The sequence below is a fragment of the Planotetraspora sp. A-T 1434 genome, from assembly GCF_025420585.1.
GTDB lineage: Bacteria > Actinomycetota > Actinomycetes > Streptosporangiales > Streptosporangiaceae > JAOEGB01.
The window spans coordinates 1-1,253 of record NZ_JAOEGB010000073.1 but is presented as its reverse complement, the minus strand read 5'-3'; the positions used below and the strand labels follow the sequence as shown (position 1 = coordinate 1,253).

The following is a 1,253-nucleotide window of genomic DNA, read 5'->3' as shown; positions in this document are numbered from 1 at the left end:
CTAGTGCTGTGACCGGAAACGATCACCGGGTTGGGCGGTCATGCCACGTCTGAGAGAGGTCGGCCGCCCCAGCGGATCCCTTTCTCGCTGCGGACGCGGGCGCGTTCACGGCGCTGAGCGGACAGGATGTCGGGGTGGCGGGCGTTGGCGTTGCGCCAGCGCAGGTAGGCGTGCAGGGCCCGGGTCTGGACGGTGTGGTTGGGGTGGTCGGAGTTGGCCAGGGTGAACTGGCGCAGCGGGCCGAAGTGCGCCTCGATCGGGTTGGCCCAGGAGGCGTAGGTCGGGGTGAAGCACAACTCGACCTTGTTCTTCTTCGCCCAGGCCAGGATGCGCCAGTTCTTGTGGGCCGACAGGTTGTCCAAGATGACGTAGATCGGTGCGCCGTCGGGGCGGGCGGCGCGGATCGACCGCAGCGCGGCCCAGGTGTGGTCGCTGCCCTTGCGGCGCCGGTTGACCCCCCACATCGTGTCGTCGCCGACGGAGTAGCAGCCGTGGAAGTAGGTGATTCCGTGGGTGCGGCGGTAGGTGGCCGGCAGCCGGTCCGGCCGGCCACGCTCGGCCCACCCCGACCCGGGGGTGGGGCGGATGCCCAAGGGGCCGAACTCGTCGAAGGCGAAGGTCCGTTCCGGGCGCTGGGTAAGGGCGTACTCGATGCGGTCCAGCTTGGCGTCGAAGTCGGGGTCGGGGGACTCCTTCCAGGTCTTGGTGCGCTGGAAGGTGATCCCGCGCCGGGCCAGCAGGGCGCGTAACGCCTCCCGGCCGATGCGGATGGCCCGGCCGGGAAAGCTTTGTAGGTAGGCGAGGAGTTTGCGGATCGACCAGCGGGTGAAAGGCTGCCCGAGCTTGGCCGGTCGTGTGGTGGCCGTCTGGACGACGAGATCTTCCTCGTTGTCACTGAGCAGGCGGGGACGGCCTCCCGCCCACTGAGGGTCCAGGCAGGCCAGCCCGATCTCGTTGAAGCGGTGAATGACATCGCGGACGGTGTCTTCATCCGCGGCGACCAGGCGGGCGATGACCGGGACGGTGTTACCGCCAGCTGAGGCCAGCAGCATCATCGCCCGCCGATACCGGACCGAACTGGTGCTCCCACGGCGCACGATCTGCTGCAGCTTCTGCCCTTCCTGATCGGTCAGCCTGCGAACCCTGACCGGTTCTGCCACCGCGCCTCCCCTTTGGCCGATCAGACATGTCGTGCACATCCAACCGGCGCGAACGGCTACGCGCGAACCCGGTGATCGTTTCCGGTCACAGCA

At 68.4% G+C, this 1,253-nt stretch carries 1 protein-coding gene; it reads right to left on the bottom strand.

Annotated features, from left to right (window positions below):
* Positions 1-38: 38 nt before the first annotated feature.
* Complete coding sequence (locus N5079_RS34990; protein ID WP_410007861.1) at positions 39-1,199, bottom strand: IS630 family transposase; 1,161 nt, start codon at positions 1,197-1,199, stop codon at positions 39-41.
* Positions 1,200-1,253: the final 54 nt, after the last annotated feature.